Below are 25,802 nucleotides of genomic sequence, written 5' to 3' on the forward strand. Positions count from 1 at the left end.
CCGCGGCTGGCGAAACGTCAGTACCAGGTAATGAAACGGGACCGGTTTTCGTAAGGCTCATGTCAGAAGATTACGAAGCAAAACGAACGGAATCGCTAGTGCCCGATGATTCTCGCGGCAATGAACGCCCGTCTGTGGAAGATCCGTTGGTGGAACTGGCCCGGATTGTCAACAGGAACAAGCAATCGGGGGCACATGTGAGCGGCCGGGTTGAAAATACCGACTATTTTGCTGCACTGGATGATGTCGCGGCGGAGCCGCAGGTCCGTCCGGATGCTGAGCAAGGACGGATCGAACCGAGTTTCGGCGACGCGGCGACACCCCGTGCGCATTCGGATTCCGGCGCCGAGGCAGGATTCTACCAGGAAGCCGCCGGTGCGGTGCCATCGGAACCGGAGAAAATTCACGGGCTAACCATCCCGGCTGCCGGCGAAATGTCCATGGACGGGCAAGCCGATGTTTCGGCTCTCTGGCCGCAGCAGCCGGATGTGCGGGTCTCCGGCGAACCGGAGGTCTCTCAGGCCTCCGTCCATGCGGAGCACGAGCCTGTCAATCCCGCAGATCCCTATCAGGGCTATCAGTACGACACGGCTTCTCCGGAAGCGTCGGAAGTCGATGAACGGACAGGTCTGGCCCCCTCCGTATCGTTGCATCTTGAACAGAATCTAACCGCGGAACTTGAGGATGAGCTGATCGGTGCCCTGCGTCAGTCCGTCGACGAGACGGCCACGGCCACCGCGCCGGAAGCTCACTTTGAAGAACCCGGCTACCGGTCCGAAGACCTCACTGCCTATGCCGTTCATCCGGAAACCGGTTACAGGGAACCGGAACTCGGTGTCGGCGTTGAAACCGGCCAGAGTGATGAAACGGACCATGTGGATCAGTGGAGTGCAGCGCCTGCTGTTGGACATGCCGTCGGCGCTTTTCCCTCAGACCCTGTTGCCGGTATGGGCGAGGCTCTCCGTGAAGCATCCGCGTTTTCGGAAGGCCGTCAGTCTGAAGGCGCTGCCGAACCTGAGCCGGTTGCTCCTGTCAGACGTCCGGCGATCAACGAAAACGATCTCTTTGCAGCGTTGAACGACACGCATGCCGAAGCCGATGGGGCACCTTCTGTCCGGGCGGGAGCGGAGGGCGAAAATCCGGCAGGAATAGATTCCCTGTTTGCCGATCTGGACTTTCCCGACCCGGCGAACCGCAAATCTGCCGCTGTGGTGGGTGAAGCAAACTCGGCAACCGCCAGCGTATCGGCTGCTGAAATTGATGACCTGACCTGGCCGGCCGCGGTCGAAGCCGTGCCGCAAACCGAGGAGGAGGAAACACCTCCTCCGCCGGAAGGTTACGATCTTGATGCCGTCGCACGGGCGATGCAGGAAAGTGACCCGAGCCTTGCCGGGGCAGGGGTGTTGCCGCCGCATACGGCGGCGGAAAAAGCCGCCATGCCACATGCCCGGGAAAAGTCGCGGCGCAGCCTGTTTGTTGCCGGTGGCGTTCTTGGCATCGCCGTCATCGGGGCTGTCGGGTTCTTCATGATGGATGGTGATGCGATCCAGGTTCCCAGCGGTCCGCCGCCGGTGATCAGCGGCCTGCAGGAGCCCCTGAAGATCTATCCGGAAAAAGTGGCCGCAGCAGATGGCAACCAGTCGGGCAAACTGATTTACGATCGTGTTGACGGCTCGGGCAGTTCCGGACCGGATCGCCTGGTCCTTCCGGAAAGCCCCGAACCTGCGGAACTTCCGCCGGCGCCTGTAGGCGTGAACGGCAGTGCCGATCTTGTGCCCGGCTCGCCGAAACGGGTAAGAACTCTCGTCGTGCGCCCGGATGGAACGATCATTTCCGAAGGCGATCCGGTGGCATCCCCGAGTACCACGCCTGCGATACAGGCACCGTCCTCCGTTGCGGGAACGGACTCGCCCAGGGTCGTTGCGACGTCCCCGATAATCTCGTCCGATCAGCCCGCCGCCACGCCTGAGGCGATTGCAGACCCGCAAAACGGTGCCGCCGTACCGTTGCAGGCAGCGCCTGCAACGCCGGCGATTGTTGCCGGTACGGAAACCGAAACGCCTGCAGGACCGGTCCCGACAGTCTTGCCGCGCAAGAAGCCGAATGCCCCGGTTCAGGTGGCGCAAGCCCCCCAGGCTGTTGCAGCTCCGGCACCGGCGGCTCCGCAGGACGGACCTCTCAACCTTGGCCAACAGGCAAGCGTGCCTGCGGCAGCAGCACCTGCGCCAGCGGCTCCGTCCGCTCCTGCAAGCGCCTCTGGCGCCTCGGGCAGCATTCCCTCCGGCACCTATATCGTTCAGGTGACATCGCAACGCACCGCCGCAGCCGCCAGCGATGCCTATTCCAGTCTTCAGCGCCGCTTCCCGGCAATTCTTGGAAATCGTCAGGCTGTTGTTGTAACGGCCGATCTGGGAGACCGGGGCGTGTTCTACCGGGCGCGGATTCCGACCGGATCGCGTGACGACGCGAATGCGCTTTGCGAAAGCCTTCAGGCTGCCGGTGGCGACTGTTTTGTCCGCAGGCAACCGTGAACGCGGTGATGAATTGGTACCTTGCAAGCAATGAAAATGGCCGGAAGTTCCGGCCATTTTCAATTGAGGTTCTTCCTGATCGACCGCTTTCTGATCGTATCCGGCTGCTGGGTAAGTGGGCTTGCGCCTGTTGGGTGACTTTGACTTCAAGAAATGGCCCGAGCGCTCTTGTGATGCAAGCACAGCGTCGGGCGTTCTCCTGACGCCATGCCCTCATAAAAGCGACCGGCTGCATCGCGGCGGTTCAGTCGAGAAGCCGCTTTGCCAGAAAAGGCAGGCTTTCGTCGAGCCGGTAGTCAATCGATGAATGATTGTCGTTGAATTCCTGATAGACGTGATCGACCCCCGCCGTCTCAAGCTTTCTGTGCAGCCGGCGGGCGCCGTAGACCAGATTGTACTGATCCACCGAACCGCATTCGATCCACAGACCCTTCAGGGAATTCAGCGCACCGATATGCCTGTCGGCAATCATGACCGGATCCCATTCGAGCCAGGCATTCCAGCGCTCCTCGATGAGTTCGCAGGTCTCTGGATCCACGGGCAGCCGGATGCCGCAGAAAACATCCGGATCGGGATCCGGGTCATAGGTGGCTGCCATGGCGAAGGTCATCAGATCATGAAGGGCATTGCCCGGATATTTAGGACCCTTCTCGAAATCCGTGACGAAGGCCTCGATGGACCCGGCCTTGGCGATCGCCCTGAGCGCATTCGGCATTTCAGGCAGATAACAGAGCTCGAACGCCATGTCGCCGGAATGGCATGCGGCTGCGGACCAGACATGCGAATATTTCATGGCATGAATGATCGCGCCGTAGCCTCCCGACGATTTGCCGAAAATACCTCTCTTCCCGTCGCCGCCACAGCCGAAACGGCCCTCGACATCCTCAAGCATCTCTGTGGTCAGCCATGTTGCCCAGGGACCCATGGCGTCGCTGTCTATGTACTGGTTGCCGCCAAGACGGGTGAAACAGTCCGGGAAGGCGACGACGACCGGCGGCAGGGCGCCATCGTGAATGAGACGGTCGAGACGTTCGGGAACGTTCTCGCCGAAGTTCTTCCAGTTGACATGAGCGGGGCCGCCGGCGGTGTAGCCGACGATATCCACCAGGAGCGGCAACCCGGCGCCGTCATGGCCATGGGGCGTATAGACGACGATCTCGCGCGTTGCGGTGTCGCCGAGCCGATTGCTCCCGAGAATCTCGGACCTGTGGGAAATCCGGTGCAGGGTTCCGGCTGGAATGTCGAGACGCGCGCGCATGGATAACTCCGATCAAGGCATGGGGACAGGGTGTGAGCCTAGATTGCAAGTTCACGGGGAGGGCGCAAGTGGAGGCGTCGGGTTTCTTGACGGGTCCCGCTGCTGCGGCTAAGCCGGAACCATGACCAAGGCCTTTGTTTCCGGATGTGCCGGCCCGGCGCTCACCGCCGATGAAATTCGCTTTTTCCGGGGGGAAGCTCCCTGGGGACTGATCCTGTTCGCCCGTAATGTCGAGACGCCGGATCAGGTGAGAAGCCTCACGCAGGCCTTCCGCGATGCCGTCGGCCGTCAGGATGCGCCCGTGCTGGTCGATCAGGAGGGGGGGCGTGTCCAGCGGCTGAAGACGCCGCACTGGCCGAAATATCCACCCGCGAAGCTTTATGGCGATCTTCATAAAAGCGATCCGGAGCAGGCCTTGCGCGCCGCCTGGCTGGGCGCGCGCCTGATTGCCGCCGACCTCCATGATGTCGGCATCAGCGTCGATTGCCTGCCGTGTCTGGATGTGCGCTTTCCCGATACCGTCGACGCGATCGGCGACAGGGCGTTCTCGGCCGATCCAGATGTGGTCGCCAAGCTCGGTCAGGCCATGGTGGACGGCGCGCTTGCGGGCGGGGTGCTGCCGGTGATCAAGCACATCCCCGGCCACGGCCGGGCACAGGTTGACAGCCATCTGGAACTTCCCAGGGTGGCTGCGGACAAATCATCGTTGGAAAGCGTGGATTTCCGGCCATTCAAGGCACTTTCCCACGTGTCATTGGGCATGACAGCCCATATTGTCTACGAGACCATCGACGGAACGAGCCCCGGTACCCAGAGCAAGAGGGTCATTCAGGATATCATCAGGACCGAGATTGGGTTCGACGGCTGCCTGATGAGCGACGACATGTCGATGCACGCGCTCGGCGGCGGTTTCGAGGAGAGAACCGGAAAAATCATTGAGGCTGGCTGTGACATCGTTTTGCACTGCAATGGTGATATGGGCGAAATGCGCGATGTTGCCAGAACGGTTCCCGAACTTGCCGGTGATGCGAAACGCCGCTGCGACCGCGCGTTGAACGGGTTGCAGCCACCCCGGCCCGGGTTCAACAGGCGCGAGGCCTGGGATGAGTTCCGGTCACTGACCGGTTGGCAAGGAGTTCACGTCGGATAGCTTTCCTTAGGACCGGAATGAGGCCGGCACTGTTGATCGGGCCTGAAATTGCATGACATTCCGCGTTCTCCGGATCGCTGGGTGTTTCCAGGCGGAGCGGAAATGGCGAAGTTGGACGATAAGAAACAGGTTGCGGAAGACGGGTCCTTCGATCTGCTCAGCACTGCCGTTGCGGCAGAGGAGCGGGCGGTATCCGACCCGCAGCTTGTCGTGGACGTCGAGGGGTTCGAAGGGCCGCTCGATCTGCTGCTTGGTCTTGCGCGCACGCAAAAGGTGGATCTGGCGCGTATATCCATTCTCGAACTGGTCGAACAATATCTTGAATTTGTCGCCGCGGCCCGCCGCATGCGGCTGGAACTTGCCGCGGATTATCTGGTCATGGCGGCCTGGCTGGCATTCCTGAAGTCCAAGCTGCTGTTGCCGGAGCAAAGGGACGAGGACGAACCGACCGGTGAGGAACTGGCTGCGGCGCTCGCCTTCCGCCTGCGCCGCCTGGAAGCCATGCGCGACGTTTCGGAAAGATTGATGAAACGGAGCCGCGCGGGCAGGGACGTGTTTCACCGCGGGGCGCCCGAAACCATGTCTGTCCGGCACCACAGCATCTGGGACGCGTCGGTCTACGATCTTCTGTCGGCCTATGCCACCCAGCGCCAGCGCCAGTCAGTCACTTCGGTGCGCGTCCTGCGCCGCACCGTCTGGTCCCTGCAGGAAGCGCGCGAGCTTCTCACCAGACTTGTCGGGCGGGTCAGCGAATGGGCCCCCCTGAATTCCTATCTGCGCGATTATCTCTATGACGACAAGGACTGGGCGACGATTGTCGCCAGCACCTTTACCGCCAGTCTCGAGATGGTCCGCGAGGGTCAGGTCGAGATTCGTCAGGGCGAGCCCTTCTCCCCGGTCTATATCCGTTCGATTGCCAAGGAGCCGGATCATGACGTCTGAACCCGAGTTTCTGGAACTGCAGGATCAGGCCCGGAAAGGCGATGCCGGGGAGGCCGCTCTCGACCTTGCCGGCCAGCGTATGATTGAAGCCCTGCTTTTCGCGTCTTCCGAGCCCCTGTCCCTCGAAGAGCTGACCCTGCGCGTGCCGGAGGGCACGGATGTGCTCGGAGTATTGCAGGAGCTGCAGAAGATCTACGCTGCTCGCGGGGTCAATCTGGTCCGGGTGGCGGGGAAATGGTGCTTCAGAACCGCCGAAGATCTGGCCTTTCTGATGCATCGCAATGTCGAGGAGCAGCGCAAGCTCTCCCGGGCGGCCCTCGAAACCCTGGCGATTATTGCCTATCATCAGCCGGTTACCAGGGCGGAAATCGAGGAGATCCGGGGTGTTTCCACCTCCAAGGGGACGCTGGATGTGCTTCTGGAAACCACATGGATCCGCATGCGCGGTCGCCGGCGAACGCCCGGACGCCCTGTGACATATGGCACGACCGAACAGTTTCTGATTCACTTCGGCATGGAAAGTGTTAAGGACCTCCCGGGACTGGAAGAACTGAAAGGGGCAGGGCTTCTGGACAGTGCCGTTCCGGCATCCTTCCTGGTGCCCACCCCCAATGACGACATTCTGCTGACCGAGGACGAGGATCCGCTGGAAGAAGGGTCCCTGTTCGAGGACGAAGCGGACGAGAACGCCGAAGACTGATGTCCAGACATACCACCAACAACGACTCTAGCGGAAACGGTCCTCCGCCCAATTGGGGCGCGCCGGGCACTGCCGGGGCGACCATAGCCGCCGGTCTCGTGTTTGAAGGCGTCTCGCACGACTACGACGGCGTCTCGTCCGTCCGCGATTTGAGCCTGTCGATCGCTCCGGGGGAAATCCTGTGTCTGCTCGGCCATTCAGGCTGCGGCAAGACCACCCTGATGCGCATAGCTGCCGGAGTGGAGCGTCAGAGCCACGGCCGGGTACTCATCAACGGGCGCGAAATCGCCGGGGATACGGTTTTCCTTCCGCCGGAAAAACGCGGTGTGGGCCTGATGTTCCAGGATTATGCCCTGTTTCCACATATGAATATTGTCTCGAATGTCATGTTCGGCCTCACCAACATGCCGAAGAAGGACGCCCGGACCGCGGCGCTGGCGGCGCTCCGTCGCGTCGGCCTTGCCGACTACGCCGCAGACTATCCGCATTCGCTGTCCGGCGGGGAACAGCAGCGCGTCGCTCTTGCACGGGCCCTGGTTCCCCGGCCGGGTATCCTGCTGATGGATGAACCGTTTTCCGGGCTCGACAAGCGTCTCCGCGACAGCGTTCGCGACGAAACCCTGGCCGTCATCCGCGAAACGCGGGCAACCTGCATCATCGTGACCCACGATCCCGAAGAAGCCATGCGCATGGGCGACAGGATCGCTCTCATGCGGCGGGGGCGTCTGGTGCAGCACGGGACCGCCGCGGATCTCTACAAGGACCCGGTCGATCTGTTTTCTGCCCGGTTCTTTTCGGAACTCAATCAGTTCGAAGGACACGTGACATCCGCGGGCATAGAAACCCCGTTGGGCATTCTGGCCGGAGAAGGTCTCGCCCGTGGACAGAAGGTGGATGTATGCGTGCGTCCACAGGGCATCCTGTTGAACAAGAACGGCCTGTGCGGTGTTTCCGGCCGGATACGCTCGAAAAGATTCGTCGGCGAGGTCGATCTGCTCACGATCGCCGTCCAGGGACTGGAGCATCCCCTGCAGGCGCGCGTCCGTGCCGGCAGCCCCTGGGAGAGAGGAATGGACGTCGCCGTCAGCACCGATCGCAAGGACGTGCTTGTTTTTGCCCGGGACTCATCCCAGATCTAATGGATGGAAGTGCCCTGGCTGGCGCGCTATGAACGGGCGCCATTGAAGCATGTTCTGTCCGAAAGCATCGCATCGGTCGGTAGTGTTTTTATCGTGAAGCAAATCCCGGTTGCGCCCGCGATGGCGAAATTGGGCCGGGTGGGTTAATCATTCCGTCTAAGAGCGGCGATTGTTCCCGCGGCGCTGTTGCAGGGGCGGAATCCTTTTTGTACAAGAGCCTTAGGGCTTTTAAAGCCGATTATCAGGAGTTTGGCGTATGGGCATTAGTATTTGGCAGATCTTGATCATCGCAGTGGTGGTGGTTCTGCTCTTCGGTCGGGGCAAGATTTCCGATCTCATGGGCGATGTCGCCAAGGGAATCAAAAGCTTCAAGAAGGGCATGGCCGAAGACGATACCGCCGATGCTCCGAAGACAATCGATCATCAGAACGGCGAAGCGGCACCAACCGCGAAAGCTGAAGATCAGACCAAAGCGAGCTGATCTCAATCTGCATCGCGTCTCCCTAAGGGACGGAACTTCATATGTTCGATATCGGGTGGACCGAACTTCTGGTGATCGCCTGCGTGGCGATCATTGTCGTGGGACCGAAAGATCTCCCGCGCATGTTGCGTACGCTTGGGCAAACGATGGGAAAGATGCGGCGCATGTCGCGGGAATTCCAGTCGACCTTCAACGATGCTCTTCGCGAAGCCGAAAAGCAGGCCGATATCTCCGACATGAAGAAACAGGTCGAGGAGGTTGCCAACTTCAATCCTCTCGGCGATCTCAAGAAGTCCATCGAGGAGGATGCGGCAAAGCGCCCGGCCACACCCGAGGCCTCTGCGACGCCCCCTGTTTCCGACAAGCCGTCACCCCCGGAAACCGGCGAACCGGCCGGTGCAAAACCGTCATCGGACCCGGCGGCTGCAACCAAGTCAAAACCGGATGAAGTTCCGCTGACGGAAGATGTGAAGGCATGAGCCAGGACGAAATCGACGCCTCCAAGGCGCCCTTGATCGAGCATCTTATCGAATTGCGCCAGCGGCTGATGTGGTCACTCGGGGCGATCCTGGTGATGTTCCTGATCTGCTTCTATTTCGCGACAGACATCTACAATATCCTGACCGTTCCCTACCTGCGCGCAGCCGGCGATGCCCATCCGGTGGAAATGATTTTCACCGCACCGCAGGAATGGTTCTTCACTCAGCTCAAGCTCGCCCTGTTCGGCGCGCTTTTCCTGGCCTTTCCCGTGGTCGCCAGCCAGATCTACATGTTCGTTGCCCCCGGCCTCTACAAGAACGAGCGCGGCGCCTTTCTGCCGTTCCTGATCGCGACGCCCGTTCTGTTCCTGATCGGCGCGTGTCTGGTGTATTTCCTGGTGATGCCGATGGCGATGGGCTTTTTCCTGTCCCAGGAGCAGATGGCAAGCGCCGGCAAGGTGGCGATCCAGCATCTGGCCAAGGTGAGCGAGTATCTCGGCCTGATCATGATCCTGATCTTCGCCTTCGGCCTCGTCTTCCAGCTGCCTGTCGTGCTGACACTTCTCGGGCGGGCCGGGCTTGTGAGTTCCGAGACGCTCAGGCACAAGCGCAAATATGCGATTGTGGGGGCCTTCGCCGCGGCCGCAATTCTGACGCCTCCCGATCCGATTTCACAGATCGGTCTTGCACTGCCCACGCTGCTTCTCTACGAAGTCTCCATTCTGTCCGTCAGACTGATAGAGCGCAAACGGGCCGAGCGGGAAGCTGCACGCGAAACGGAAGACGCCAGCGAGGCGGAAGACGCTGCGGTTTAGTGCAGGCCTCCCAGGCAGGTATCGTGTTCGCCGGACGGAACCCATGAATAACGACCGCCGTTCGGGAAACGAAGATGTTTGATATAAAGTGGATACGGGATAACGCTGCTGCCTTCGACCAGGCCCTGGCGAAACGGGGGCATGAGGCTTCAGCCGCCAGACTGATTGCGCTGGACGACGCTCGCCGCTCCCATATCACCAGGCTTCAGGAAGCCCAGGAACGGCGCAATGCCGCGTCCAAGGAAATCGGCAAGGCCAAGGGGGCGGGTGATGACGCGCGCGCGGCAGAGCTGATCGAGGAAGTCGCGCAGATCAAGTCCTTCATTCAGTCCGGCGAAGAGGAAGAACGCAAGCTCAACGCGGAGCTTGAAGCTGCGCTGGCCGTCATTCCGAACCTGCCGCATGACGATGTGCCCGTCGGTGAAGATGAAACCCAGAATGTGCTGCTGAAAACCCATGGTGAAAAGCCGGTTTTCCCATTCACCGAAACACCCAGGGAACATTTCGACCTCGGCGAAGCTCTGGACGGCATGGATTTTTCGGCAGCCGCGAGACTGTCGGGATCGCGCTTTGTCGTTCTGAAGGGGCAGATTGCACGGCTCGAACGGGCTCTCGGCCAGTTCATGATCGATCTGCACACACGCGACCACGGCTACACCGAAGTGTCGCCCCCGCTGCTGGTGCATCAGGATCCGCTCTACGGCACCGGTCAGTTGCCGAAATTCGAGGAAGATCTCTTCAGGACCACGACGGATCACTACCTGATCCCGACCGCGGAGGTGCCGCTTACGAATCTGGTTGCCGGCGAGATTCTCGCCGAGGATCAGTTGCCTCTGCGTGTTGCGGCCCTGACCTATTGCTTCCGTTCCGAAGCCGGTTCCGCCGGCCGCGACACCCGCGGCATGCTGCGCCAGCACCAGTTCCAGAAATGCGAACTCGTGTCGGTGACCCGGCCGGAGGAGTCGCTCAACGAGCTGGAACGCCTGCTGGGCTGCGCGGAAAAGGTACTGCAGGACCTCGGGCTCCATTACCGCGTGATGACCCTGTGCACCGGAGACATGGGCTTCGGTGCGCGCAAGACCTACGACATCGAGGTCTGGCTGCCCGGTCAGGATACCTATCGGGAAATATCGTCCTGTTCGGTTTGCGGGGATTTCCAGGCAAGGCGCATGAATGCGCGCTTCCGGCCGGCCGATTCCAAACAGCCCCAGCATGTGCATACGCTCAATGGGTCGGGGATTGCCGTGGGCCGGGCCCTGATCGCCGTTCTGGAGAACTACCAGAATGGCGACGGCACGATCACCGTGCCGGAAGTCCTGCGTCCCTACATGGGTGGCCTGGAAACGATCGGTTAAAGCAGACCGTTCTCAGGTGCTGCCGGGATGATCCGGCGTGACGAGGCCGGTCAGCCCGCCTGAAGGGTACGCCGCCGGGCATGGAAATCCGGTCGGCTGCGCGGACGGATTGGTCGAAGTGGGTTCAAACTCGGGGAAATATCTTCATATGCGCATTCTGATTACCAATGATGACGGCATTCATTCTCCGGGACTGGCGGTTCTGGAGCGAATCGCGCGGACACTGTCGGATGATGTGTGGGTGATCGCTCCCGAAACGGACCAGAGCGGAGTCGCGCATTCGCTGACCCTGAGCGACCCCCTGCGGCTGCGGCAGATCGGCGACCGCCATTTCGCCCTCAAGGGCACGCCGACGGATTGCGTCATCATGGGCGTACACAGGGTACTGCCGGCCCTCCCGGACCTGATCCTGTCCGGCATCAACCGGGGACAGAATCTGGCGGAGGACGTGACCTATTCCGGCACCGTCGCCGGCGCGATCGAAGGCGCGATTCTCGGTATCCGGTCCATTGCCGTTTCCCAGGCCTATGACTGGGATGTGGCCGCCGAGCCGGATTTCAGCAACGCGGAAGCACACGCGCCCGCTCTTTTCCGCAAACTCATCGATTTCGATCTGCCGCGCTATTCGCTGCTGAACGTGAATTTCCCGCCATGTCCATCAAGCGCCGTGAAGGGCGTGAAGGTCACAGTGCAGGGGCATCATGAACAAAGCGGACTTTCCATTGACGAGCGCAAGGACGGGCGTGGATATCCTTACTACTGGCTCCGTTTTCAGGACCGGGGAAAATCGGTTCTCGAAAATTCCGATCTTCAGGCGATTGCCGATGGATATGTTTCCGTTTCACCGCTACGCATAGATTTGACAGCTCATGACCTGGTGAATCACCTTGCAGGAGCACTTCAATAGTCCCGGAAGGGGTACGGTAGATGGCCGGCCAAAAGCCCGGCATGGACCAGATGTCGACTTACCCGAATTCATTGCCGGACGAAGCAGAGGCCCGCGCTGCGCTGGTTCTCGGTCTGAGGCGTCGCGGTATCGGGGCGCGGGAAGTCCTCGCGGCGATCGAGCGGGTGCCCCGGCGCCTGTTCCTCTCGGCTCGCCATCATGGTCTGGCCTATGAAGACGCAGCCCTTCCCATCGAATGCGGACAGACGGTGTCCGCGCCGTTCCTGGTTGCCTTTACCGTACAGGCGCTCGGCCTCGCACCGGAGCATGCGGTTCTGGAAATCGGAACCGGATCGGGATATCAGGCCGCGATCATGGCCCATCTTGCGGCCAGAGTTGAAACGCTGGACCGATTTGCCACTCTGACTGATCTTGCGACCCGCAGATTCGCCGCCCTTCGACTGGAAAACGTCAAGGCCAGGCAAGTGGACGGCCTGGATGGCTTGAGACAGAAGGGCCCCTATGACCGGATTGTGGTGACCGCAGCGGTCGAGTCGGTGCCCGAAAGCTGGATACAGCAACTCAAGCCGGGCGGAATCCTGATCGCGCCGATCGGCAAGGCAAAACAGCCCCAGTCCCTGAAACGGTTCCACAAGACTGAAAATGACACGACAGCTGAGACTCTGATGAGCGTGCGTACCGTGATGTTACAGCCGGGCCTTGCCAAGAAGCTGTAAGTTGCAGGAAATGCCCGGGTCTTGCGATCCCTGCACGGGCCGAATCGGGACCCGTGATCCTTCTGCAAATTTACTATAAACAGCCTGATGGAGATTTTCTCAGTCCTGCGGAATACTGAGGAAACTGCGTTTTTCCGGGAAACATGATCCGGTCTTTAGCCTTTATAAACCTTACTGGCGTCTACTCTTAACCATAACAGCCATAGTTAGCGGTCAGAGTTAAGGCGATGATGAAGCGGATGCGTACCCTCCGCAGGGACCTTTTGGGAAAAGCGGCAACTGTATCACTGGTTGCAGTGTCAATCGCGGGATGTTCCGGTGCGGTTGAGCGCTTCGGTGAACCTCCGTACTATACGGGGAACACCCAGAACCAGCGGGCCATCCTCAATGGTGGTCAGAAGCAGCCGACCTATCAGGATATCGTCAATGGTCCGGGAGGGACGGTTGCGGGACTGCCGCAATCGTCATCGCAGCCCGTGACCACTGGCTCTATTTCCGCGAAGGCTCCCGACATCAAGTCGGCGCCGCTGCCGGCTCCGGTGCCGACGAAGACCGCGATCAGGCCGTCCGTGCCTGCGCCGGCTCCCGTTGCCACCTTGCCGGCTCCCGAGGTTGCCCGGCCGGCTCAGACCGTAAGCTCCACTGAAAAAAGCTGGAAAGGGTGGACGTCTGCCGGTGGAACAAGGGTACAGCTCCGCCAGGGAGACGATCTGAATTCCGTGTCCCGCCGCTATGGTGTGCCGGTTCAGGCGCTGGCCGCCGTGAATGGCATCGACGATGCCAAGAGTGTACGTGCGGGCCAGAGCATCATCGTTCCGACTTATGTCTATGCGGAAAGAAACGGTTCCACGAGCACGACGGCCGGCGAGACCGGGCCGGTGAAGTTGCCTGCCGTCAGCCGCAACGACGCCGTTGTTACCGGCGCGGTGCCGACATCCGCCGGATCCATGCCTCGGCCGCCCAAACAGCCCAGCCTCGCGCAGCTCAGCCGCGGTGACGTCGGCGCGGGTAACGTGACGCATGTCAGCACCTTGCCGAAACGCAAGCCAGGTGGCGGCGAACGTGTGGTGACGACCGCTTCGATTTCCTCCCAGGTTCCCACGCCGCCCCGCCAGCCCGACATGCCGAGCCGTGTCGCCTCTGCACCGTCCGCATCGGCGGGAAAACCGGCGCTGCCTCAGCCGGCTCTGACGAAAGAAGCGGCCCCCAGCGCGCCGATCAAGACACCTGCCGTTGTGGCAAGCGTCCAGGAAGAAGTCGATGTTACGACGGAAACCTTCCGCTGGCCTGTGCGCGGGCGCATCATTTCCGATTTCGGTGCCAAGCCGGGTGGTGGAAAGAACGAAGGGGTGAACCTTGCCGTGCCGGAGGGAACACCCGTGAAGGCCGCGGACAGCGGAACGGTTATCTATTCGGGCAACGAGCTGAAGGGCTACGGCAACCTGATCCTTGTCCGTCATGACGAAGGCTGGGTGACCGCCTATGCGCACAACAGCGAATTGAAGGTCAAGCGCGGGGATACGGTTCGCCGGGGAGACGTGGTGGCGCTTGCAGGGGCCAGCGGTTCGGTCAACCAGCCGCAGGTTCACTTCGAATTGCGCAAGGGCAACAAGCCGGTCGACCCGCTGAAGCACTTGCCGCAGCGCTGATCACAACAACCGCAGACATCTCGACAGGATTGAAAACCCGGCCATGTGCCGGGTTTTTCGCGTCGTTCACATCCTCGGCCCGGTCTCGGGACGGAATTTCAAAACGGGAAACCGATCTGGCGCCGTACCGGATGGTGACGAGCGGGAAGGGGCGTTGCCCTTCGGTGAAAAAGGCCGGTCACCTGCAGAGATTCGCGGCCCGTTTCACGATCGGTTCAATGGGCGTCCTTCCGGGTTACGGAAGTCTCTTGCCCAGGCGCCCGGCCAGATCCTGAATGAATTGATAGGCAACACGACCGGAGCGGCTGCCACGGGTGGTGGCCCATTCGAGCGCCTGCGCGCGCAGGTCTTCCGGGGAGATGTCCAGTTCGAAATGTCCCGCATAGCCGCGAACCATGTCGAGATAGTCTTCCTGGCTGCATTTGTGGAACCCGAGCCACAATCCGAACCGGTCGGAAAGCGAGACCTTTTCCTCGACCGCCTCGGCAGGGTTGATCGCGGTGGACCGTTCGTTCTCGATCATGTCCCTCGGCAGAAGATGGCGACGGTTGGAGGTCGCATAAAAGATCACGTTCTCCGGGCGTCCTTCAATGCCGCCTTCCAGAACCGCCTTCAGGGATTTGTAGGACGTGTCGTCATTGTCGAAGCTGAGATCGTCGCAAAATACGATGAAGCGGAAAGGCGCGGAGCGGATGACCGCCATGAGCCCGGGCAGGGATTCAATGTCTTCCCTGTGAATCTCGATCAGTTTCAATCCTGTGGAAGCGTTTTCCTGATTGATGGCCGCATGGGCCGCCTTGACCAGCGACGATTTTCCCATGCCGCGGGATCCCCAGAGAAGGGCATTGTTTGCGGGCAGTCCCTGTGCGAATCGTCTCGTGTTGTCGAGGAGCAGGTCTCTGACGCGCGATACCGCGCACAATAAGGTGATATCGACCCGGTTCACCTTTTTGACCGCGTGAAGCTCCCCCGGTTCGGGGACCCAGACGAAGGCATCGGCCTGCGTCCAGTCCGGGTTTTGCGCGGCAGCCGGAACCGCGCGACCGATAAGTTCGATCAACGTTTCCAGTTTTGCGTTCAATGCGGAAAGGTCGTTCGGTGCACTCATTATTCTTGCAAGCCCCGTCAAAAAGGCCCATGTGAGGCCCAGAAGAAAGTCGCCGGAGGAGTAACACGGTCGGGGAAAGTCGAAAACGTCTGATATTCCCATACTGGTACGCCGGAAACAGCTTGCAAAGCTTGAATTGGGGCGTGTCGCCGTTATAGTCCCGCCACCAGAATTAGAGCGTTGAGGCCCCGGATCCGCGAATTGGACCTGCGGTGGCAAGAACGCCCCTTAGGAGAGTTGAATGTTTATCACACCAGCCTATGCACAGACCGGCGGAATTGCGGGTCCGGAATTCCTTATGTCGCTGCTTCCGTTCGTGGCCATTTTCGCGATCATGTATTTCCTGATCATCCGGCCGCAGCGTCAGCGCGTGAAGCAGCACCAGGAAATGGTCTCCAACGTGCGTCGTGGCGACACTGTCGTGACGTCGGGCGGTCTGATCGGCAAGGTTGCCAAGGTTGTCGACGACGGCGAACTCCAGGTGGAGATCGGCGAAGGCGTGAAGGTTCGTGTCGTGCGCTCCATGGTTCAGGAAGTCCGTTCCAAATCCGAGCCTGCGAAAGACAACGCGTAAGGCTTCAAGATCCGGATCTTATGAATTTGCCGGGCCGGTTCCCGACCGGCCTGGCTGCTTTTAAGGCTTGACCATGCTCTATTTCGCTCGCTGGAAAATCGCACTGATCGCGCTTGTGGTTGCCGCCGGCATCCTCGCGACCCTGCCGAATTTCTTCTCCGCCAAACAACTGGAAAGCTGGCCCGATTTTCTGCCGAAAAGCCAGATGGTTCTGGGGCTCGATCTTCAGGGCGGTGCCTATCTGCTCTACGAAGTGGACCAGGAAGACTATATCCAGAAGCGCATGAAAGCGCTGGTCAGCGATATCCGCACGACGCTGCGCGAGGATCCGCGTATCGGCTATACCGGTCTCGGGGTGCAGGGGGATACCGCGCAGGTGCGAATCCGGGACCTGACACGGCTTGAAGAGGCCGAAGAACGCCTTCAGCCGCTGGTCAATCCCCTGGTTTCCAATCTCTTCGGCGGCCAGCCGGTCAATGAATTCGAGATGAGTGCGACCGATGACGGTCTCGTGCGCTTCTCCTATACCGTACAGGGTCTTCAGGACCGGATGGCTGCCATCGTGCAGCAGTCCATCGAAGTCATCCGTCGACGTGTTGACGAAATCGGCACGACGGAGCCGAATATCCAGCGCCAGGGCACGGACCGGATTCTCGTCGAGGCACCGGGGGAAAGCGACCCCGAGCGACTGAAGGACCTGGTCGGCCAGACGGCTCAGCTCACGTTCCACATGGTTGATACGTCCATGTCCGGCGAACAGGCGATGCAGACCCGTCCGCCGGTGGGGACCGTGGTCATGATGTCTGTCGACGATCCGCCGTTTCCCTATCTTCTCGAGGAAACGCCGCTGCTGTCCGGTGAGGACCTCGTGGACGCGCAGGTCAGTTTCGATCAGCGTTCCAACGAACCGGTTGTGAACTTTCGCTTCAACCAGTCCGGTGCGCGGAAATTCGCACTGGTAACGCAGCAGAACGTGAACCGTCCCTTCGCCATCGTGCTCGACGACGAGGTTATCTCCGCACCGGTGATCCGCGAACCGATCACCGGTGGCTCCGGTCAGATTTCCGGCAGTTTCACTGTCGAGGGCGCGAATGATCTGGCGGTTCTGCTGAGGGCGGGCGCTCTGCCTGCCAAGCTAACCGTGATCGAGGAAAGGTCCATCGGACCGGGTCTCGGTGCCGACTCGATCGAGGCGGGCAAGCTGGCCTCGATCATTGGCGGTGCGCTGGTGATCGTGTTCATGATACTCGCCTATGGCCGTTTCGGCATCATCGCCGATCTGGCGCTCATGGCGAACATCTTCCTGATCTTCGGCGCCCTGACATTCCTGCAGGCAACGCTGACCTTGCCCGGCATCGCCGGTATCGTTCTGACCATCGGCATGGCCGTCGACGCCAATGTGCTGATTTTCGAACGTATCCGCGAAGAGGCAAGGGCGGGCAGATCGGCGGTATCCGCTATCGATGCCGGTTACAGCAGGGCACTCGGAACCATTCTGGATGCCAATATCACCACCCTGATAGCGGCGGTCATTCTGTTCCAGCTCGGTTCGGGGCCTGTCCGCGGCTTCGCCGTGACCCTGGCCATCGGGATCTTCACCACTGTCTTCTCAGCCTTCACGTTCAGCCGGTTGCTCGTGGCCCTTTGGGTTCGCCGTCGCCGTCCGTCCAAGTTGCCGATATGATCCGGGAGAATAACCAATGTTGCTGAGACTTGTTCCGGACAATACCAACATCAGGTTCATGTGGCTGCGGAAGCTGAGCTTTCCGGTTTCCATCGTGCTGGTTCTGGCTTCGCTTGCCGGCTTCTTCCTGATCGGCCTGAACTACGGCATCGACTTCAAGGGCGGCACGATCATCGAGATCAAGACCGACGGGCCGGCCGACATCGGCGCCATACGCTCGCAACTGTCGTCTCTGAACCTCGGTGATGTGCAGGTGCAGGAATTCGGCGGTTCGGACGACATCCTGATCCGCGTCGAGGAACAGCCGGGCGGCGAGCTTGCCCAGCAATCCGTCGTGTCCCGCGTTCGCACGATCTTCGAGGGACAGAATGTCGATTTCCGCCGCGTTGAAGTGGTCGGGCCGCGCGTGTCCAGCGAACTGGCCCGGGCCGGAGCCATCGCGGTTGGTGCGTCCCTGCTGGCGATTCTTTTCTATATCTGGTTCCGCTTCGAATGGCAGTTCGCCGTTGGCGCCATCCTGACGACGGCGAACGACGTGGTCATAACGATCGGGCTGTTCGTTCTGCTGCATCTGGATTTTTCCCTCTCCAGCATCGCGGCAGTGCTGACGATTATTGGGTATTCGCTCAACGATACCGTGGTCATCTATGACCGGATCCGGGAGAATCTGCGCAAATACAAGAAGCGTCCGCTCACCGAACTGCTCGACATGTCGATCAACGAAACCCTGTCGCGCACGACGATGACCTCGGTCACCACGCTACTGGCTCTGATCGCGCTTTACGTCTTCGGTGGCGAAGTGATCCGGTCCTTCACCCTGGCCATGATTTTCGGCATCGTGATCGGCACATACTCGTCGATTTTCCTTGCCGCACCGTTCCTGATCCTCTTCAACCTCCGAGAGGATGCCATGACGCCCAAGGACGATGACGGGGACAAGAAAACAGACGCAGAGGCAACGGCCTGAGGATAGGGGCAATGGAAATCCGGAATGCGCATTTTCCGGGCCGGGCGCCGATCGATGCCTATGGCAACGGCGGCTTCCGGTTTGCCCAGATGTCCCACCTGGGATCGCTGTTGTGCGTCCCGAGCGGGATATACGGCTGGAACCTGACAGATCCGTCCGAGTTCACACTGGAAGCCTTTTCCAGGGTCTTCGAGGAGACCGACGACATTGAAGTGCTTCTCGTGGGGACCGGAAAGGAGCTGACACCTCTGCCGGCCGCGTTAAGGGACAAATGCCGTGAATTCGGAATATTGGCCGACCCGATGTCGACCGGGGCCGCCGTTCGCACATTCAATGTGCTTTTGTCCGAAAACCGGGCGGTGGCCACTGCGCTTCTGGCAGTGGAGTGACCGCTGAGCAAGGGCCATATGAGGGCCTATGACCACCGATTTTGAACATGCTGCCGATGTGGTGCGCCGATTCGACCGGGATCGTTACCTGAGTGCGCTGCTGGCGCCCGAGGCTCATCGCGACGCCCTTATGGCGCTATATGCCTTCAATGCCGAACTGGGCCGTATCCGGGAAATCGTCTCCGAGCCTCTTCCGGGCGAAGTTCGCCTGCAATGGTGGCGCGATCTTCTGGAAGGGACGGAACATGGGGCAGCCGCGGCCAATCCGGTCGCGAACGCTCTCTTGAGAACGATCGAAAGATACAATCTGCCGGCCAGGGCGCTCGTTGCAATGACCGAGGCAAGGATCTTCGATCTTTACAATGATCCCATGCCCGACCTCAACGACCTGGAAGGCTATACGGGAGAAACCGTGTCCGGGCTGTTTCAGCTTGGCTGCCTGGTCCTCAACGACGGCAAAGACGCGGGAACCGCGACAGCTGCCGGACATGCCGGAGTCGCCTACGGCCTGACCGGCCTGATGCGGGCCCTGCCATGGCATGCGGCGCGCAGGCAGATGTATCTGCCGGGAGATGTCTGCACCCGCCACAATCTCGATCCGGAAACCGTCTTCCAAGGAAAAACCTCCCCGGAACTCGAAGCTGTCCTGGCGGAAATGCGCGGCCATGCCCGCCATCATCTCAAACGCGTCAGACAGGCCGCTTCCGACGTGCCCGCAAAGTGTCAGGCCGCCTTTCTTCCGCTCGTGCTGGCCGAGCCGTTCCTGAAAAAACTCGAAGTTGCCGGGTTCGACCCGCTTCAGCAGATTGCCGAAATCTCCCAGCTGCGCCGTCAGTGGATCCTGTGGCGCGCGTCCGGCAATGTTTTCGGCAGGGTCTGAGACGACCCTGCCGAACACGCGCACCGGTTTTCAGACAGGAAAGACCCGCCGGAGTGCTCGGGGTGCTATTCCGCCGCAGCCGGCCTGAACGCCAGCTCTGATCGCCAGGCGTCGAAATCGGCCTTTGCCCTGCAGGTCAAGGCGAGTTTCTTCGCCCTGGTTTTGTCCTTGCCCTTCAGCCGCTTTCCGGCGTCGTCAGTCCTGGGAGCCTCAACAGGGGGAAACAGCCCGAAATTGACGTTCATCGGCTGGAAGGATCCCGGTTTCCCGGCCCCGTCCTGCCGAACGATATGACCTCCGGTGATATGCCCCAGCAGCGCGCCCATTGCCGTGGTGACAGGGGGAGGAAGGATCTCCCGTCCACGCGCTTCCGCGACTGCGAAGAGACCGGCCATGCATCCGACACTGCACGATTCCACGTAGCCTTCGCAGCCGGTGATCTGGCCGGCGAACCGCAGACGCGGATCGGCCTTCAGCCGCAGCGTCCCGTCGAGCACTTTCGGGGAATTCAGGAAGGTGTTTCTGTGCAGCCCCCCAAGACGTGCGAAACGGGCGTTTTCGAGCCCGGGTATCATCTTGAGGATCTCGGCTTGGGCGCCGTATTTCAGTTTGGTCTGGAAGCCGACAATATTGTAAAGCGTACCGAGGGCATTGTCCTGCCGCAGTTGCACCACCGCGTAGGGTTTGACCGTCGGATTATGGGCATTTGTCAGGCCCATTGGCTTCATCGGCCCGTGGCGCAGGGTCTCCCGACCGCGGGCTGCCATGATCTCGATCGGCAGGCAGCCGTCGAAATACGGCGTGTCAGCTTCCCATTCCTTGAAATCCGCGGTGTCACCGGCAATCAGCGCATCGATGAAAGCGTCATACTGCTCCTTGTCCAGCGGACAATTGAGGTAGTCCTTGCCGGTGCCTCCCGGACCGACCTTGTCATAACGGGACTGGAACCAGGCCTTGCTCAGGTCAACCGAATCGAAATGTACGATCGGTGCGATCGCGTCGAAGAAAGCGAGCGCATCTTCGCCACTCTTTTCCAGAATTGCCTTTGACAGGGCCGGTGACGTCAGCGGACCGGTCGCGATAATCACATTGGACCAGTCTTCGGGCGGCAACGTGTCAATTTCACCGCGCTCGATGGTGATTCCCGGATGTTCTTCGAGCGATTGCGTAACGGCATTGGAGAAGCCATCACGATCGACCGCCAGAGCACTGCCGGCCGGCACCTGATGCGCATCGGCGCAGGACATGATCAGAGAATCGAGCTGACGCAACTCGTGATGGATGAGGCCGACCGCATTCTGTTCCGAATCGTCGGAGCGAAAGGAATTCGAACAGACGAGTTCCGCGAGCCCGTCGGTCTGATGGGCCTCGGTTTTCCGGACCGGCCGCATTTCATGCAGCACCACCTCAAGTCCGGCTTGAGCGATCTGCCAGGCAGCCTCGGAACCGGCGAGGCCGCCGCCAATTACATGAATGGGTGTCATTGACCGTCCTTGGAAGCTTTTCCGGCGGTCCGTTTCAGCCCATGGCTGCCGGAACCGCGGACCCTTGTCCTGTGGCGTGTTGTGTTCAAACGAATTCCTGGATGTGGCAGGAGACCCGGAAACCCGAGTCTGCAGTTACCCTGCCGATCGGGCGGGAGCCACAGGGAACCCGATTTAACGCAAACATGCTCTGACGGACCTGATTACAGGCAATGAATGCGAGCCGCAACGATTTCTCGGAATTGCGGGGAATGCGTCGGTACGGAGACATGCCGAGGTAAGGCCTTGCCGTACCCCGGGAGGATCATATGGCGCGCAGGTTCCGGTTGCCGGTCCGGGCAATAAAAAAACACCTGCCGGAGGGAGGATTCCGGCAGGTGCTCTTTAAACTCCGCGCATAATACGCGGAGATATACAGCCAGAAGGTTGGGAGGAGGAACCCTTCCGGCTATCAGTTGACTTATTTTGCGGACATGCGTGCGTAGCGAGCAATGTCGGTACGGGCAATGCCCAGGTCGTCCAGTTCACGGTTGGACAGACTGGAGAGCTCGTCATAGGTCTGACGGAAGCGCTTCCAGTTATTGAATTTGCGAACTACGGAATCGATCATTGGTTAGGCCTTTCGCTATCTCATGGCCACGGCACCGCGGATCGGCGTTTGGCCCATGCATCTCTTACGGTTTTGAAGATAGTGTTTTTGTGCACTGCAAGGTAGATGCTAAAACGCGAAGCAGCTATGCATGAAACGCAGATTAACAACCGATTAATTACCTCGAAAAGAGGTAATTACCATGCGTAAATCGCATGGCGGGACGAAAGGTATCTCGCACATGCGAAAGGGTGCCCGGTCCCTCATGGTCCGGTTGGTGACGTGCGGATGAAACGTTATAGAGAATGCAATGCAGAAAAACGAACGCCCGCCAGCGGGAGGAGGTGCTGACGGGCGTCGTTTCGACGTGGCAGGGCTGGGAGGAGGATGCCCTGCGTGTCACACGTCCGTTGGCTGGGAGGAGGATGCCTCGGGACGCGATCTCTGAATTCTGTTAGCCGTTGCTGGAACGGCGTGCGACAAAATGAATGTCGCTGCGGTTGATGCCAAGATCAGACAGTTCACGGGTAGACAGACGCGACAGTTCGTCGACTGCACGACGGTAGCTAACCCAGTTGCTGTACTTCTGACGCACAGTATCAAACATTTTTTGTTCCTTATTAGGCAGGGCGCCGATGCGTCCTCGCCGTTTGCTGATTTAGGATATAATTCAGAGGGTAAAATAAAAGAAGTGCTATCTCTGCATGCCTGACATGCGCGTGGTGCAATGCAGCAAAAAATCGGTGAGAATACGCCCGGAATTGCGGAAATGCGCGGAAAAACATCATGGTAGAAATCAGTGTGCATTGCACACTGAAACGGGGATAGGGCTTGAAATGCCTATTCGGCGGCATCTACCGCGCGCTGCGGGCGGCGTTGCAAGAGCTCCTGGAGAAAATGTCCGGTATAGCTTTCCTTGACCTCGGCGACGTCTTCCGGCCGCCCGGTGGCAACCACGGTCCCACCGCCGTCGCCGCCCTCCGGTCCAAGGTCAATGATCCAGTCTGCGGTCTTGATGACCTCGAGATTGTGCTCGATCACCAGAACCGTATTGCCCTGGTCCACGAGTTCATGCAGCACGTCCAGCAATTTCGCCACGTCGTGAAAATGCAGGCCGGTGGTCGGCTCGTCGAGAATATAGAGCGTGCGGCCGGTGGAGCGTTTGGACAGCTCCTTGGCCAGCTTCACGCGCTGAGCCTCCCCGCCGGAAAGCGTGGTCGCCTGCTGGCCGACCTTGATATAGCCAAGCCCCACCCGTGCCAGGGTCTCCATCTTGTCCCGGACCGACGGCACGGCAGAAAAGAAGGCAGCAGCTTCCTCGACGGTCATGTCGAGAACATCCGCGATGGATTTTCCCTTGAATTCGACCTCCAGCGTTTCGCGATTGTAGCGCCGGCCCTTGCAGACGTCACAGGTGACATAGACATCGGGCAGGAAGTGCATCTCGATCTTGATGACACCGTCTCCCTGACAGGCCTCGCAGCGCCCCCCCTTGACGTTGAAGGAAAAACGCCCCGGCTGATATCCGCGCGCCTTGGCTTCGGGCATGCCTGCGAACCATTCCCGCATCGGAGTGAACGCGCCGGTGTAGGTGGCCGGGTTTGAACGCGGGGTCCGCCCGATGGGGGACTGGTCGATGTCGATCACCTTGTCGAGAACCTCCAGACCCTCGATGCGGTCATGAGGGGCCGGATTCTCCCGCGCGCCGTTCAGGCGGCGTGCGGCCGCCTTGTAGAGCGTGTCGATCAGGAATGTGGATTTGCCGCCGCCCGAAACGCCGGTGACACAGGTGAATGTGCCGAGCGGCACGTCCACGTCGATGTCCTTGAGATTGTTGCCCCGTGCGCCGCGCACCGAAAGCTGCCGCTTCTTGTTGATCTTGCGCCGTCCTTCCGCCCGGGAAATCATCTTTGTCCCGGAAAGATAGGCGCCTGTCAGCGAATTCGGGTTGGCCATGATCTCGGCAGGGGTTCCCTTGGCGATCACCTGTCCGCCGTGCACACCCGCACCGGGGCCGACATCGACCACATAATCGGCCGTCAGAACCGCGTCCTCGTCATGCTCGACAACGATCACCGTGTTGCCGAGGTCGCGCAGGTGCTTGAGGGTTTCCAGAAGCCGGGCATTGTCCCGCTGGTGAAGTCCGATCGACGGTTCGTCCAGAACATAGAGAACCCCGGTCAGCCCCGAACCGATTTGCGAGGCAAGCCGGATCCTCTGGCTCTCGCCGCCGGACAATGTGCCGGAGGCCCGGGACAGAGTCAGATATTCGAGGCCGACGTCGTTCAGAAATCTCAGTCTTTCGCGGATTTCCTTCAGGATACGCCCGGCGATTTCGGTCTGTTTGGTATTGAGCTTTTCCGGAAGCTGTTCGAACCACTCGCTCGCCTGGCGGATCGAATATTCCGTGACTTGGCCGATATGCCGGTCGGCGATCTTCACGGCGAGTGCCTCGGGCTTGAGACGGAACCCGTTGCAGGCAGGGCAGGCATGGTCCGACTGGTAGCGGGAGAGCTCTTCCCGCACCCAGGTGGATTCAGTTTCTCGCCAGCGCCGCTCGATGTTGCCGATCACGCCTTCGAAGGTCTTTTCGGTGCGATAGCTGCGCACACCGTCATCATAGACGAATTCGATCTTGGTCTTCCCGGTGCCGTGAAGGATGACGTCCCGGACTTCCGCCGGCAGGTCCTTCCAGGGCGTGGACATTTTTACCTCGAAGTGATTGCAGATCGCTTCAAGGGTCTGGGCGTAATAGGGAGAAGTGGCACCCGTCTTGGCCCAGGGCAGCACGGCGCCCTCGCGCAGCGACAGCGAGTGGTCCGGCACCACCAGATCCTCTTCAAAGGCGAGCGTCGTGCCCAGACCGTCACAGGTCGGGCAGGCGCCGAAGGGATTGTTGAAGGAAAACAGTCGCGGTTCGATTTCCGCGATGGTGAAACCGGATACCGGGCAGGCGAATTTTTCAGAAAAGATCAGCCGCTCCGGATTGCCGTTTTCGTCGGTCTTGTCGGCAAATTCGGCTATGGCGATACCGTCTGCCAGCCTGAGGGCGGTTTCCAGGGAATCTGCCAGGCGGCCGGCGATATCATCGCGCACGACAATCCTGTCCACGACAACGTCGATGTCATGTTTGAATTTCTTGTCGAGGGCAGGGGCTTCCGCAATCTCGTGGAACGTGCCGTCGATCTTGACGCGCTGGAAGCCCTTTTTCATGAGCTCGGCCAGCTCCTTGCGATATTCGCCTTTGCGGCCGCGAACCATCGGTGCAAGAAGGTAGAGGCGGGCGCCGTCCTCCAGGTCCATGATCCTGTCCACCATCTGGCTGATCGTCTGGCTTTCGATCGGCAGGCCCGTGGCGGGCGAATAGGGAATGCCGACCCGGGCGAAAAGCAGCCGCATGTAATCGTAGATTTCGGTCACGGTGCCGACCGTGGAGCGCGGATTGCGGGAGGTGGTCTTCTGTTCGATGGAGATTGCCGGTGACAGACCGTCGATCTGGTCCACATCCGGCTTCTGCATCATTTCCAGGAACTGGCGCGCATAGGCCGAAAGGCTTTCCACGTAGCGGCGCTGGCCTTCCGCATAAATGGTGTCAAACGCAAGCGAGGACTTTCCGGAGCCAGACAGGCCGGTCATCACGATCAGCTTGTCGCGCGGCAGGTCGATATCGACGCCCTTCAGGTTATGTTCCCTGGCGCCGCGGACGCTGAGAACCCTGGTTCGGTCGTTCTTCCAGCTGTCGTCGGCCTGAGACCCCTTGGATGTCGTCATTCTGTCTTTTCCTGAACCTCATGCACGGCCTGAAAACCTTCAGCCGGGTGCATGCATGTGGGAATGCTTCGCGGTGCCCGCCAGCCGGACCGCACTTTCCCGATATAGCAGTTTAAGGCGCCGCTTCCAGTCGCGCTTTCTGACAGCAGGCAATTTTGCCGCATTCATGGCGATCCGGGCAACGCGCGGCAGATGTTTCCGGATTGAATCGCTTTTACAGAAATGATAGGAACA

Annotated in this window: 23 protein-coding genes; 17 read left to right on the plus strand and 6 right to left on the minus strand. The window is 60.2% G+C overall.

Annotation, left to right across the window (positions count from 1 at the left end):
* Nucleotides 1–98 precede the first annotated feature (98 nt).
* On the plus strand, nt 99–2,531 hold the full coding sequence (locus tag DCO57_RS02495) for an SPOR domain-containing protein (protein ID WP_165814607.1): 2,433 nt from the start codon (nt 99–101) through the stop codon (nt 2,529–2,531).
* 244 nt (nt 2,532–2,775) lie between these two features.
* Here the strand turns inward: DCO57_RS02495 and DCO57_RS02500 are convergent, their stop codons facing one another.
* Complete coding sequence (locus tag DCO57_RS02500) at nt 2,776–3,789, minus strand: alpha/beta hydrolase-fold protein (protein ID WP_116697233.1); 1,014 nt, start codon at nt 3,787–3,789, stop codon at nt 2,776–2,778.
* A gap of 121 nt (nt 3,790–3,910) precedes the next feature.
* On the opposite strand from DCO57_RS02500, the gene nagZ reads away from it, so the two are divergent.
* From nagZ to DCO57_RS02555, 11 genes are all read left to right on the plus strand, one after another.
* The gene (gene nagZ / locus DCO57_RS02505) at nt 3,911–4,939 is read left to right on the plus strand and encodes a beta-N-acetylhexosaminidase (protein WP_116697234.1); all 1,029 of its coding nucleotides are present in this window, start codon (nt 3,911–3,913) and stop codon (nt 4,937–4,939) included.
* 102 nt (nt 4,940–5,041) lie between these two features.
* Nucleotides 5,042–5,881, plus strand: a complete 840-nt coding sequence (locus tag DCO57_RS02510; protein WP_116697235.1) for a ScpA family protein — start codon at nt 5,042–5,044, stop codon at nt 5,879–5,881.
* A complete protein-coding gene (scpB, locus tag DCO57_RS02515) occupies nt 5,871–6,581 on the plus strand; it encodes an SMC-Scp complex subunit ScpB (protein ID WP_116697236.1) in 711 nt (236 codons plus the stop codon). Before DCO57_RS02510 ends, scpB begins: the two co-directional genes overlap by 11 nt.
* Complete coding sequence (locus DCO57_RS02520; RefSeq protein WP_116697237.1) at nt 6,581–7,720, plus strand: ABC transporter ATP-binding protein; 1,140 nt, start codon at nt 6,581–6,583, stop codon at nt 7,718–7,720. The genes scpB and DCO57_RS02520 overlap by 1 nt, the downstream gene beginning before the upstream one ends.
* Nucleotides 7,721–7,976: 256 nt before the next feature.
* Nucleotides 7,977–8,201: a twin-arginine translocase TatA/TatE family subunit gene (locus DCO57_RS02525; RefSeq protein WP_116697238.1), complete on the plus strand. Its 225-nt coding sequence runs from the start codon at nt 7,977–7,979 to the stop codon at nt 8,199–8,201.
* 41 nt (nt 8,202–8,242) lie between these two features.
* Entirely contained in the window at nt 8,243–8,680 is a 438-nt protein-coding gene (gene tatB, locus DCO57_RS02530; RefSeq protein WP_116697239.1) for a Sec-independent protein translocase protein TatB, read from the plus strand.
* Entirely contained in the window at nt 8,677–9,495 is an 819-nt protein-coding gene (tatC, locus tag DCO57_RS02535; RefSeq protein WP_116697240.1) for a twin-arginine translocase subunit TatC, read from the plus strand. The genes tatB and tatC overlap by 4 nt, the downstream gene beginning before the upstream one ends.
* 74 nt (nt 9,496–9,569) lie before the next feature.
* The gene (serS, locus tag DCO57_RS02540) at nt 9,570–10,850 is read left to right on the plus strand and encodes a serine--tRNA ligase (protein ID WP_116697241.1); all 1,281 of its coding nucleotides are present in this window, start codon (nt 9,570–9,572) and stop codon (nt 10,848–10,850) included.
* A 148-nt stretch (nt 10,851–10,998) separates the two neighbouring features.
* Nucleotides 10,999–11,757 (plus strand): 5'/3'-nucleotidase SurE, encoded by a 759-nt coding sequence (gene surE / locus DCO57_RS02545; RefSeq protein WP_116697242.1) that lies wholly within the window; start codon nt 10,999–11,001, stop codon nt 11,755–11,757.
* 20 nt (nt 11,758–11,777) lie between these two features.
* Entirely contained in the window at nt 11,778–12,473 is a 696-nt protein-coding gene (locus tag DCO57_RS02550) for a protein-L-isoaspartate(D-aspartate) O-methyltransferase (protein ID WP_244287859.1), read from the plus strand.
* A 239-nt stretch (nt 12,474–12,712) separates the two neighbouring features.
* Nucleotides 12,713–14,122, plus strand: coding sequence for a M23 family metallopeptidase (locus DCO57_RS02555; RefSeq protein ID WP_208977744.1), 1,410 nt, complete (start codon nt 12,713–12,715; stop codon nt 14,120–14,122).
* A gap of 235 nt (nt 14,123–14,357) precedes the next feature.
* Here DCO57_RS02555 and DCO57_RS02560 read toward each other — a convergent pair whose 3' ends face one another.
* Nucleotides 14,358–15,230, minus strand: a complete 873-nt coding sequence (locus DCO57_RS02560; RefSeq protein WP_116697243.1) for an ATP-binding protein — start codon at nt 15,228–15,230, stop codon at nt 14,358–14,360.
* 241 nt (nt 15,231–15,471) lie between these two features.
* Between DCO57_RS02560 and yajC the strand changes: the two genes are divergently transcribed.
* From yajC to DCO57_RS02585, 5 genes are all read left to right on the plus strand, one after another.
* Nucleotides 15,472–15,804, plus strand: coding sequence for a preprotein translocase subunit YajC (gene yajC / locus DCO57_RS02565; RefSeq protein ID WP_116697244.1), 333 nt, complete (start codon nt 15,472–15,474; stop codon nt 15,802–15,804).
* A gap of 73 nt (nt 15,805–15,877) precedes the next feature.
* On the plus strand, nt 15,878–17,488 hold the full coding sequence (secD, locus tag DCO57_RS23865) for a protein translocase subunit SecD (RefSeq protein ID WP_116697245.1): 1,611 nt from the start codon (nt 15,878–15,880) through the stop codon (nt 17,486–17,488).
* Nucleotides 17,489–17,504: 16 nt separating this feature from the next.
* Nucleotides 17,505–18,455, plus strand: a complete 951-nt coding sequence (gene secF, locus DCO57_RS23870; RefSeq protein ID WP_116697246.1) for a protein translocase subunit SecF — start codon at nt 17,505–17,507, stop codon at nt 18,453–18,455.
* Nucleotides 18,456–18,466: 11 nt separating this feature from the next.
* Nucleotides 18,467–18,844 (plus strand): Mth938-like domain-containing protein, encoded by a 378-nt coding sequence (locus DCO57_RS02580; protein WP_116697247.1) that lies wholly within the window; start codon nt 18,467–18,469, stop codon nt 18,842–18,844.
* Nucleotides 18,845–18,872: 28 nt separating this feature from the next.
* The gene (locus DCO57_RS02585; RefSeq protein WP_116697248.1) at nt 18,873–19,724 is read left to right on the plus strand and encodes a phytoene/squalene synthase family protein; all 852 of its coding nucleotides are present in this window, start codon (nt 18,873–18,875) and stop codon (nt 19,722–19,724) included.
* Nucleotides 19,725–19,789: 65 nt separating this feature from the next.
* Here DCO57_RS02585 and trmFO read toward each other — a convergent pair whose 3' ends face one another.
* From trmFO to uvrA, 4 genes are all read right to left on the minus strand, one after another.
* The gene (gene trmFO / locus DCO57_RS02590; protein WP_116697249.1) at nt 19,790–21,208 is read right to left on the minus strand and encodes a methylenetetrahydrofolate--tRNA-(uracil(54)-C(5))-methyltransferase (FADH(2)-oxidizing) TrmFO; all 1,419 of its coding nucleotides are present in this window, start codon (nt 21,206–21,208) and stop codon (nt 19,790–19,792) included.
* A 460-nt stretch (nt 21,209–21,668) separates the two neighbouring features.
* A complete protein-coding gene (locus DCO57_RS02595) occupies nt 21,669–21,818 on the minus strand; it encodes a DUF1127 domain-containing protein (protein ID WP_116697250.1) in 150 nt (49 codons plus the stop codon).
* Nucleotides 21,819–22,251: 433 nt separating this feature from the next.
* On the minus strand, nt 22,252–22,404 hold the full coding sequence (locus DCO57_RS02600) for a DUF1127 domain-containing protein (protein ID WP_116697251.1): 153 nt from the start codon (nt 22,402–22,404) through the stop codon (nt 22,252–22,254).
* A gap of 233 nt (nt 22,405–22,637) precedes the next feature.
* Nucleotides 22,638–25,568, minus strand: a complete 2,931-nt coding sequence (gene uvrA / locus DCO57_RS02605; RefSeq protein WP_116697252.1) for an excinuclease ABC subunit UvrA — start codon at nt 25,566–25,568, stop codon at nt 22,638–22,640.
* Nucleotides 25,569–25,802 lie beyond the last annotated feature (234 nt).

The organism is Labrenzia sp. 011 (assembly GCF_003075075.1).
Classification (GTDB): Bacteria; Pseudomonadota; Alphaproteobacteria; order Rhizobiales; family Stappiaceae; genus Roseibium.

Coding starts and splice junctions, on each gene's coding strand:
- DCO57_RS02500 (WP_116697233.1), bottom strand. CDS start 3,789: ATGCGCGCGCGTCTCGACATTCCAGCCGGAACCCTGCACCGGATTTCC.
- nagZ (WP_116697234.1), top strand. CDS start 3,911: ATGACCAAGGCCTTTGTTTCCGGATGTGCCGGCCCGGCGCTCACCGCC.
- DCO57_RS02510 (WP_116697235.1), top strand. CDS start 5,042: ATGGCGAAGTTGGACGATAAGAAACAGGTTGCGGAAGACGGGTCCTTC.
- scpB (WP_116697236.1), top strand. CDS start 5,871: ATGACGTCTGAACCCGAGTTTCTGGAACTGCAGGATCAGGCCCGGAAA.
- DCO57_RS02520 (WP_116697237.1), top strand. CDS start 6,581: ATGTCCAGACATACCACCAACAACGACTCTAGCGGAAACGGTCCTCCG.
- DCO57_RS02525 (WP_116697238.1), top strand. CDS start 7,977: ATGGGCATTAGTATTTGGCAGATCTTGATCATCGCAGTGGTGGTGGTT.
- tatB (WP_116697239.1), top strand. CDS start 8,243: ATGTTCGATATCGGGTGGACCGAACTTCTGGTGATCGCCTGCGTGGCG.
- tatC (WP_116697240.1), top strand. CDS start 8,677: ATGAGCCAGGACGAAATCGACGCCTCCAAGGCGCCCTTGATCGAGCAT.
- serS (WP_116697241.1), top strand. CDS start 9,570: ATGTTTGATATAAAGTGGATACGGGATAACGCTGCTGCCTTCGACCAG.
- surE (WP_116697242.1), top strand. CDS start 10,999: ATGCGCATTCTGATTACCAATGATGACGGCATTCATTCTCCGGGACTG.
- DCO57_RS02550 (WP_244287859.1), top strand. CDS start 11,778: ATGGCCGGCCAAAAGCCCGGCATGGACCAGATGTCGACTTACCCGAAT.
- DCO57_RS02555 (WP_208977744.1), top strand. CDS start 12,713: ATGCGTACCCTCCGCAGGGACCTTTTGGGAAAAGCGGCAACTGTATCA.
- DCO57_RS02560 (WP_116697243.1), bottom strand. CDS start 15,230: ATGAGTGCACCGAACGACCTTTCCGCATTGAACGCAAAACTGGAAACG.
- yajC (WP_116697244.1), top strand. CDS start 15,472: ATGTTTATCACACCAGCCTATGCACAGACCGGCGGAATTGCGGGTCCG.
- secD (WP_116697245.1), top strand. CDS start 15,878: ATGCTCTATTTCGCTCGCTGGAAAATCGCACTGATCGCGCTTGTGGTT.
- secF (WP_116697246.1), top strand. CDS start 17,505: ATGTTGCTGAGACTTGTTCCGGACAATACCAACATCAGGTTCATGTGG.
- DCO57_RS02580 (WP_116697247.1), top strand. CDS start 18,467: ATGGAAATCCGGAATGCGCATTTTCCGGGCCGGGCGCCGATCGATGCC.
- DCO57_RS02585 (WP_116697248.1), top strand. CDS start 18,873: ATGACCACCGATTTTGAACATGCTGCCGATGTGGTGCGCCGATTCGAC.
- trmFO (WP_116697249.1), bottom strand. CDS start 21,208: ATGACACCCATTCATGTAATTGGCGGCGGCCTCGCCGGTTCCGAGGCT.
- DCO57_RS02595 (WP_116697250.1), bottom strand. CDS start 21,818: ATGATCGATTCCGTAGTTCGCAAATTCAATAACTGGAAGCGCTTCCGT.
- DCO57_RS02600 (WP_116697251.1), bottom strand. CDS start 22,404: ATGTTTGATACTGTGCGTCAGAAGTACAGCAACTGGGTTAGCTACCGT.
- uvrA (WP_116697252.1), bottom strand. CDS start 25,568: ATGACGACATCCAAGGGGTCTCAGGCCGACGACAGCTGGAAGAACGAC.